An 8,238-nucleotide genomic window follows, 5' to 3' on the forward strand; every position below is an offset into this window, starting at 1 on the left:
GGCCTGGGGCGGCAGGCAACCGGGCTCACCGCCGGACGCGTTCACGGTCGAGTTCCGCGGCCTCGGCGAGGACGTCCACGATGCGGTGGGCGGCCTTGCCCAGGTCATCGGCTTGAAGGGGTGTCAGCGCACGGGACTTCACCAGGGTGGCGCCGTCGTAGGCGGGATCTCCCGTATGCCCCTGGGGGTTGACGGCCGGCCATGGCTCCCGGCCGGCGCGCAGGTTGTTGCGGGCATGGAGGTCGCCATGCACGAGGGTGTCCGGCTGGGCCCGGCCCGGCTCCCGGGCGGTCCCCCGCGGCGGCATCGAGCAGCTGCTGCGGCAGTGCGTGCGGCAGCTGTGCGGCGTTCTTGCCCAGGTGCTCCTGCCAGGCATCGACCCTGCTCACGCAGCAGGGGCCGGGGCAGGCTGTGCGGTGCGGGGACGGCCAGGCGGCGGTTGAGCCGTCCGGCGGCCCTCATCACCTCGTCGCCGTCCTGAACGCCGGCCGTCGAGGACTGGACCCGGCCGTCGAGGACTGGACCCGCTCCAGCAGCATCGCGAACCGTTCGTCGTCGCGCTCGTGCAGCAGGACGGCACCGCACCCGCCCCATGCGACGAACGCGTCGGGCTCGTGGACGTTGCCGGGTTGCGGGAACGACACCGTCAGCGCGGCGCTGTCCTCCAAGCGCCGCCGTACCGGGACGATGACCCCCACGCCCCCGTGCATGACCCCGCCCCGCGGCACGCATTCCCGGCGCGCCAGTAGTTCCTGCACGATTCCGGGCAGTTCGGCGAGCCACGCGGCCCCGGCCTGCTGCTCGCGGGCGACGGTGCTCTGTGCGAACTCCTTATGAATCGGGATCATCCCGGCACCCCAGGGCCGAAGGCTGTGTCCGGCGCAGCCCTGGATGCCCAGGTGTGCGGGCGCCCTGCGTGGCCAGTGCCGGTGGGTTTCACGGGGGCGTCATGGAGCTCACGCACGCGAGTGTGGATGATCTGCCGGCCCGGCTCCGGCTCCGGCTCCGGGGGCGGTCATCTGTCTCTGCCCGCCGGCCTTGAGCCGCAGGCGCTGACCGGGCTGCTCGCCGGCCGGTTCGGTGTTGCGCGCACCCTTGTCCTGGACGGTTTCACCGATCCGACGGCCGGGGGAGTGTGCCGGTGCGGGCGGCTGTCCTGGATCCCTCTGCCGGGGCGGGTGGTGAAGAGGGGGGTGTGGGCGTGCGGGGACCGGGCGGGTCGCCACGGGGACGGCACACGATGCTGCTGGGGTTCTACGGCCGGTGCTGGTGGCCGCGCACCGGCAGGTGCCGGAGATGCCGGCGGCCGCCCTTAAGGAGAACGAGAACGAGGGCGGGGCCGGGGCCGGCTGGGTGCAGCGGCTGAGGGAGATCACCGGCTGGTCGCGGCCGTGCCCGGCGGCCGGAGGTGGCTGGGGCCCGGTTCAGCCGCGGGCGGGTACCCAACTGCCGGGTGACTGCCGGCGCATGGCCGGGACGTTCGGCGTGGGTGGCTTCGACGGATTGCCTGGACCTGAACCAGGAGCCGTGGACGGACCGTCGGGAAGACGGGCTGCTGATCTGGGCGGTCACGGAACACAAAGGATCTGTACTGCTGGCGGATGCAGGGCGAGGACCTTGACGGCTGGCCCGTGGCGGTCCGCTCCTTCGACACCCATGGACACCGCCTTGGCCTGCCCGGCCGCGCAGTTCGTCTGCCGCATCCTCCTCGATGCGCACCACCCGGACACGCCGGCCCACCACGTCGGCACCCACTGGTTCATGACCTACGACGACGGCCGCGATCCGCACCCGGCGCCCCCGGGCCCGCCGGACACGCCCCCGCCCCGGCGCCGCCCACGCCCCCCGTGGGGGGCTGGTGGAGATGCCGGGTCGTCTCGGGTGCCGTCCGGTGAGGGCCCCGGATCCGCGGCTGCGGATCGCGGCTGCGGCTGCCGGGGGGGGCGGTGCTGCCGTCACGTGATGCGGCGGCAGCGGGGCCCGCGCCGGGGGCGTCAGGGGGCAGGGGGGTCAGGGAGGGCAGGGGGGTCAGGGGGTGGCGAGGTGGGAGGCCATCGCGAAGGAGTCGGCGATGATCCGGTCGGTGGCCTTGTCGATGTCCTCGTCGCTGGCCAGCGTCGCGCCCTGGGTGGCGCCGCCCTGGAGGTTGTGGGTGCCGCCCTGGGTGGCGCCCTGGGTGTTGTTGTTCCCGGCGCCCTGGGTGGCGCCCTGGGTGTTGCCGGTGCCGCCCTGGGAGCCGCCGAGGGTGTTGCGGGTGCCGCTGACGGTGCCGCCCTGGACGTTGTTGGTGCCGCCCTGCGCGCCGCCCTGGGTGTTGGTCCGGCCGGTCTGGGTGCCGCCCTGGACGTTGTGGGTGCCGCCCTGGACGCCGCCCTGGGTGTTTTTCTTCCCGCCGACCTGGGTACCGCCCAGCACGTTGCCCGTGCCGCCCTGGGTGCCGTTCTGGATGTTGTGGGTGCCGCCCTGCGCCGCGGTCTGGGTGTTGCCGGTGCCGCCCTGGGTGTTGCCGGTGCCGCCCTGGGTGCCGCCCTGAAGGTTGCCGACCTGGACGTTGTTGCTGTTGCCGTCCCCGGTGTTGGAGATGTCGCCAATCCAGCCGCCGTTGTTGAAGATCACGTTGATCTTCGCGGGGGGTACGGGGTCGGTGCGCAGTGCCGCGGACGCCTGGCTCGCGGTGGTGCCCGTCCACGCCATGGCAGCGGCGAGGGACAGGGTCGCGTAGATGCCTACCTTCTTCACGGCAGCCCTTTCGTGCGGTAGGTAGAGAATCGGACTCTCTGCCGCTCCAACCTGTCGCACCCGCCGACCGCGCATCCACCGCGACACGGGCGAAGTCACCCGGACAGCGCCCCGCCCGACTCCCCAGCAACAGCGGTGACCGACCGCGCACCTGGTCCACCGTGAGACGCCGACGCCTTGCGCGACACCCGCCCGCCGGCTGTGAAGTACCGTGCGAACGACCGGAGATGGCCCCCGCCGTACGCGGCCGTCCTGTCCGGCCGCGCAGTCCGCCCGGAGCGTCCCGGGGCGCCCGTCCCTGCATGGGGTCGGATCAACTCGGTTGCCTCTCGCCCGGTTGCGGGTCTTGCGGGGCCCCCGGGGGCGTGTGCGCCGGCGCCGCCCGGGGGAGGCGGCCACCGGGCCCGCGCCCGGTGGTCACGGCCGCGTGCCGGTCCGCGTGCCCGCCGGCCCGGTGTGCTGGTCATACGGTCATGAGGGGTGCGGCGGAGGTTGCCGGCGGACGACGTCGAGGGCGAGCAGGGCGAAGAAGCCGTGAGGCGCGGCGGCGTTCGGCGGCCGGGCCCGGGGGCGCGCGGCGTTGTGGCCCCTGGGCGGCCGCGACCGGCCACGGCTGCTTTTGCGCAGGGCGATGATCAGGGCGAGACGAGTCCTTCGCACGGATCGCCGGCGAAGGGAACGCAGCCGTCCACGCCTCGAAGAGCAGGTGCCGGCCGCCCTGGCGGCAGCGCTGCCGGCCTCGGGCCCGGTTGAAGCCCTCGCCTGACGCCCTCGCCCCGGTACTCCTTCCGCGCGGCCAGGGTGGGAGGTCGCGAGAGCCACCGACCGGTCCGGAGCTGCCATGCCATCGCAGATGAAGCTGTCCGCGATCACACTCGACTGCCCCGACCCGCCGGCGCTCGCGGCGTTCTACCAGCGGGCCACCGGTCTCGAGCCGCATCCGAAGTCCGACGCCCACTTTGCCGCTCTCCGCGACGGGGACGGACTCTTCCTCGGTTTTCCAGCGGGTCGACGACTACCGGGCTCCCCGCCGGCCGGAGCAGACCGTTCCTCAGCAGTTCCACCTCGACTTCGACGTCGACGACCTCGACGAGGCCGAGGCATGGCTGCTCGATCTCGGCGCGAGCAGGCCGCAGTACCAGCCCCAGCAGGATCGCTGGCGGGTCCTCCTCGACCCGGCCGGGCACCCCTTCTGTCTGGTGGCCAAGGGCTGAACCCGCTTTGAGGAGCCCGCCGGACCCGGATGCCGAGGCGTCGTCTCCTTCTGCCGATCCGCCGGTCTCACAGGCTGGTGGGAGCCCGGTTGTTCAGCCGCCGCGCATCAGCGTGCCGCACGACGCGGTCGAGCACCACACCGTAAGGGGGGTGCACCGATGTGCTCCGTCATCGACGACGCCGGCACAGCGCGGCGGGACTGTGTCGGCGTCCAGGACCGTGGGCCCGCTCCGGTCCGCCATGAGCATCGAGGAAGTGGCCACGACGATGGGGGCGCAGGGCTTCACCCGCACTCCTTGCATCCATGACCGGCCGCACGGTGCTCTGGTACGGCGGGCCGGATGTCCTTTCCCCACCGCGCCGCCGTACGAGGAGGCCCTCACGGTCTGCTGCCGCACCTTTGGGGAACTGGCCGCTGTCGCGGTGGACGCCTGGTGCGGTCCGCAGGCCTGCATCGAGGAGCTTGGCCTGGTCGGACAAGTTCCCACCGAAGGGACCGCACAGCTCCAGGAAGATGCCCGGGACCGTGGCATGCCGCCTGCGGTCTGTGCGGAGGGCGATGGCCGTAGCGGAGGAACTCGGGCTGCCGGTACGGGCCCAGCGGGCCGGGGACATCCTGCTGTCGAGGCCTTCTTCGTCGCCGGCTTCCACAACTGGGCGTGCACGGTGCCTGACTGCGTTTTGGCGGACGAGTGGGACATGCGCTGACCCCAGCCGGCGCCGGTGGCTGCCGCGTCAACGGGCCGGTCCGCGGCAGTCGGGGCAACGAACACGACGCGGGTGGCGCCGGTTTCGTCGCCACCCGCCGGTCCGCGGCAGTCGGCCAGGATCCGGTCTGGACGCCCGGAGGAGATCGATCGTGCAGCACACGAAGTGGGGGGCGCGCAGCAAGCGCGGTGTGAGAGCGGATGCCGGACAAGCGCAGCGGCCGGACCGGCCAGGGGGGGCATGCCGACGTCGTGTGCGTTCGTGCCGCACCACGCCGGCCAGGCGCCCGCGTCCGCGGCGAGAGGAGGGGGGCATCGGCCGGGCGGACGCCCGCGCACGACCGCTGCCCGAGGTGTCCCGGTGCCCCCGGCCGGGCGGCAGAACGCCGGGGGGCGTCCGCTCATGTGACCTGGGCGGCGATGGTCCGTGCGCACGCCATCGCTTCCGCGCCGGTGGTGTCGACCTCCAGGTCGTAGGTCACACCGCGGTGCACCACGTCGGCCTGCAACGCGGCCATCCCGATGGTCCGATCACCCCGTGCGACCTCACGGCCCGCGGCGACGGCCGCGTCACACCTGACGCCGACCCACAGCACCCCCAGGCCACCCAGGGCATGGCGCCAGCGCTGCTGCGAGGCCGACCCGCCCAGGAACACCTCATCGACGAGGACGCGGGCACCGGCCCGGGCCATCGCTGCGACCCCCTCGATCCACGCCGCTTCCAGCGCCCGGAACGTGGCCCCGACGCTCACACTTCCGTCCGCGGCGAACTCGATCCCGCCCTGCGACGCCCGCAGGGACGCCGGCATCGCCTCGATGAGCGTGTCCGTCCCCAAGGCCAGCCACGGACCCGGCAGGACGGCCTGCAGACACCGCACGACGGCGGACTTCCCCGAGCTGGAACCACCGTTGACCACGATCACCTGAGTCGTCACCGCGCCACCGTAAAGACGCCGGGGCAACAGCCGAAACACATTTTTCCGTGCCCGCGCACCCCCGTACCGCCTCCCGGGGAAACGCAATTCCGCGCTCCCCGTACCGCCTCCCGCGACCCGGCGGACCTTCCCGGCCGCAGCGCCGGGCGGCGCGCGCGGCTTTTCCTTCCGCGGTCGCGAAGGAGGCTCGGCTGCCTGCCCAGGCCCCCCGGGGGGAGGCGGCGGGCCCCGGCCCGGACCTGGTGCCGTCTGCGCGGGCGGAGCGTCAGCCGGGGCGCCTGGCCATGACGACCACACCCGGCCCGCTGTACTCCTCGGCGGGCAGCCGGAGTTCGGCGACCGTGCGCAGGCCCGCCTGCTCGATCAGGGCGATGAGTTGTTCCGGCCGCCATGGGTAGCTCGTCCAGCGAACGGGCACGCCCCCGTAGTCCTCGGTCCGCACCGCGTCCTCGTCACCGACGTGGGTGGCGGTGATGAAGTGCCCGCCCGGCTTCAACGCGCGCGCGAACACGGCGAGAACCTGAGGAAGCACGTCACGGGGGAGGTTGAATAACGACCACCACCCGAGCACGCCCCCGACAGACGCTTCACCGAGGTCGAGGTCGGTGGCGGAGGCGACACGGAAACGGCAGTGCGGATGAAGACGGCGCGCATGGTCGATCATGCGGGCGGACAGATCCACCCCGGACACCTCGATAGTCCGCGGCCGGCGAGGTAGGCGGTCACCGTTCCGGGGCCGCAGCCGACGTCGAGGACAGGCCCGAGCCCGTCCACGGTGTCGGCGAAGGCGTCGATCGACGCCTTGTCACCGACTCCCGTCGTCATCACCATACGGGCGTAGTTGTCGGCCACGCGGTCATAGGACTCCCGCACCACGTCGAGATCGGCCGGCCGGCCGACAGGATGCGCGCGCATCGCTCAACCATAGTCCCGGGCAGCGGACTTGGGGCGGGTGAAGCGGTCGACGCCAAGCCGTCGATCACAGGCCGGCAGCGCGCACGCATGGCCGGATATCGCCCCCGCCTGTCCTCGGACAGGGGCGTGCCGGCCCTGGTGGGGCCCGGCCCGACGGGCGGCACCCTCCCCGCTGCGCGGGGCGCCGCCGGGTGGCCGGGCCACGGACCCGGCCGCGCCCCGCCCGTGCCGGGTGCGGTGCGGTGCCCGGTCCAGGCAGGCGGCGGTCCGCTGCCCCGCACGCCGCCACCTGATGGCTGCCGCGGCATGCCGCCCGTGCTCCCTCACGCCCCGCGCGGCCACCGGGGCGCGGCACGCCGGCCGCACCGGAGGCGCGGGAGGGGGGCCAAAATCAGCAAACGGTAAGCGTTACCGGCCGGTTCACCGAACGCCGGCCGGTCCTTCCGGACGTTGTCGGGGGAACGCTTGTGCCTGCCGGGGCGGTTTTTCTAGGCTCGCACTCCAACACGGCGGCGCCCCCACGGCGTTGCCGTGCCGTCCACCCCCCACCACCCTCCTCGCTGAGCCCGACACCCCACCCCCACCCCCACCCCCTGTCCGGGGCGGCTGCCCGCGCCCGCGGCATGCCGGCCCGGCCTTCGCTGTCGCCTTCCGGCCCGCGCCCCGGCCCGGCCCGGCCCGGCACCGACCACGACGGGCCGCCATGCCGGCGTGAGGGGCGGACCGGCCTGTCCCGTAGCGGTATTTCGGCCACAAGCCCCCACCCCCGCTGCGCGCGGCCGCGGCTGCCCGCCCTGGACCTTTGGGGGAGCAGAACGGCCCATGACCCCGCCCGCAGCCCCCCGAGCGGGGCGTGAACCGGGTGGGATGGTGCGGGGGCGTGGTCCGGCTCACGCAGGGACTTCGCACCAGGAAGAGACCTGCCGATGACCCGTCGCAAAGCCCGCCTGTACGCGCTGACCGCAGCCACCGTGAGTCTCGGTGCCGTGGGCGCCGGGACCGCGTTCGCCGAGACGCCCACCTCCTGCCGGGCCAGGTACGTCTGCCTGGCCGACGGCACCGTCTTCGGCGGCCCCGCCGATTCCTACCCGGACACGCCGACGGACAGCCAGATCACCGCCCGGCAGATAGTCGAGGACTGCGCGGTGGACCGGCAGGCCGACGCGCCCGGCGTGGCGTGCGGCTTCTACCCCTACGGCGAGCCGGAGACGAAGGGGTTCGGCCCCTGGGAGCCGCTGACGGCCGACTACGCCAACTGCCGGGGCGGCAACGAGCAGAACAACATCACCTACAGCGACCACAGCGAGTACACCACCTCCAACAGCGTGACGGTCGGCGCGAGCGTCGAGATCGGGCTCAGCGAGCTCGTCAAGGCGTCCCTGCGCACGGACTTCCAGTACACGTGGGGCTCGTCGCGGGGGACGACGCAGAGTTTCAGCGCGTTCGTGCCCCAAGGGCCACAAGGCGCACCTGCAGCACCGCTACCAGCGGCAGCAGGTCAGCGGGGTGCTGTGGATCGACTACGAGCACACCGGCACCGGCCCGCTGCAGGGGCACGGCCACCACTACTGGGCCCTCACCGACTTCACGGCGACGTCCCCGGTGAAGGACCCCGACGACCAGACGGTCAAGGACCAGGTGTCGCTGTCGAAGCCCCAGCCGGTGGCGGCGGACGACTGCGCCGGCTGAACCGGCCGCCACCCCCGGTGAGGCGGCGGCCTTCCCCC

The 8,238-nt window shown here is 73.4% G+C and carries 5 protein-coding genes and 2 pseudogenes; 2 read left to right on the forward strand and 5 right to left on the reverse strand.

Going from position 1 to position 8,238, the window contains the following annotated elements; all coding sequences use genetic code 11:
• Positions 1-25: 25 nt before the first annotated feature.
• The 3 genes from BLW57_RS43240 to BLW57_RS41050 all read right to left on the reverse strand — a co-directional run bounded on the left by BLW57_RS43240 (position 26) and on the right by BLW57_RS41050 (position 2,739).
• On the reverse strand, positions 26-307 hold the full coding sequence (locus tag BLW57_RS43240) for an aminoglycoside phosphotransferase family protein (RefSeq protein ID WP_371127765.1): 282 nt from the start codon (positions 305-307) through the stop codon (positions 26-28).
• A 154-nt stretch (positions 308-461) separates the two neighbouring features.
• Positions 462-848, reverse strand: a complete 387-nt coding sequence (locus tag BLW57_RS43245; RefSeq protein ID WP_371127764.1) for a hypothetical protein — start codon at positions 846-848, stop codon at positions 462-464.
• A gap of 1,180 nt (positions 849-2,028) precedes the next feature.
• On the reverse strand, positions 2,029-2,739 hold the full coding sequence (locus BLW57_RS41050) for a hypothetical protein (RefSeq protein ID WP_093694806.1): 711 nt from the start codon (positions 2,737-2,739) through the stop codon (positions 2,029-2,031).
• An 841-nt stretch (positions 2,740-3,580) separates the two neighbouring features.
• Between BLW57_RS41050 and BLW57_RS39490 the strand changes: the two are divergent.
• Positions 3,581-3,953: pseudogene (locus BLW57_RS39490) on the forward strand (VOC family protein).
• 1,109 nt (positions 3,954-5,062) lie between these two features.
• Here the strand turns inward: BLW57_RS39490 and cpt are convergent.
• On the reverse strand, positions 5,063-5,596 hold the full coding sequence (gene cpt / locus BLW57_RS39500; RefSeq protein WP_143051556.1) for a chloramphenicol phosphotransferase CPT: 534 nt from the start codon (positions 5,594-5,596) through the stop codon (positions 5,063-5,065).
• 265 nt (positions 5,597-5,861) lie between these two features.
• Positions 5,862-6,511 (reverse strand): annotated as a pseudogene (locus BLW57_RS43250) (class I SAM-dependent methyltransferase).
• Positions 6,512-8,017: 1,506 nt separating this feature from the next.
• Here BLW57_RS43250 and BLW57_RS39510 point away from each other — a divergent pair.
• Positions 8,018-8,200, forward strand: a complete 183-nt coding sequence (locus tag BLW57_RS39510; protein WP_093480418.1) for a hypothetical protein — start codon at positions 8,018-8,020, stop codon at positions 8,198-8,200.
• Positions 8,201-8,238 lie beyond the last annotated feature (38 nt).

The organism is Streptomyces sp. 1222.5, assembly GCF_900105245.1.
Taxonomy (GTDB): domain Bacteria; phylum Actinomycetota; class Actinomycetes; order Streptomycetales; family Streptomycetaceae; genus Streptomyces; species Streptomyces albidocamelliae.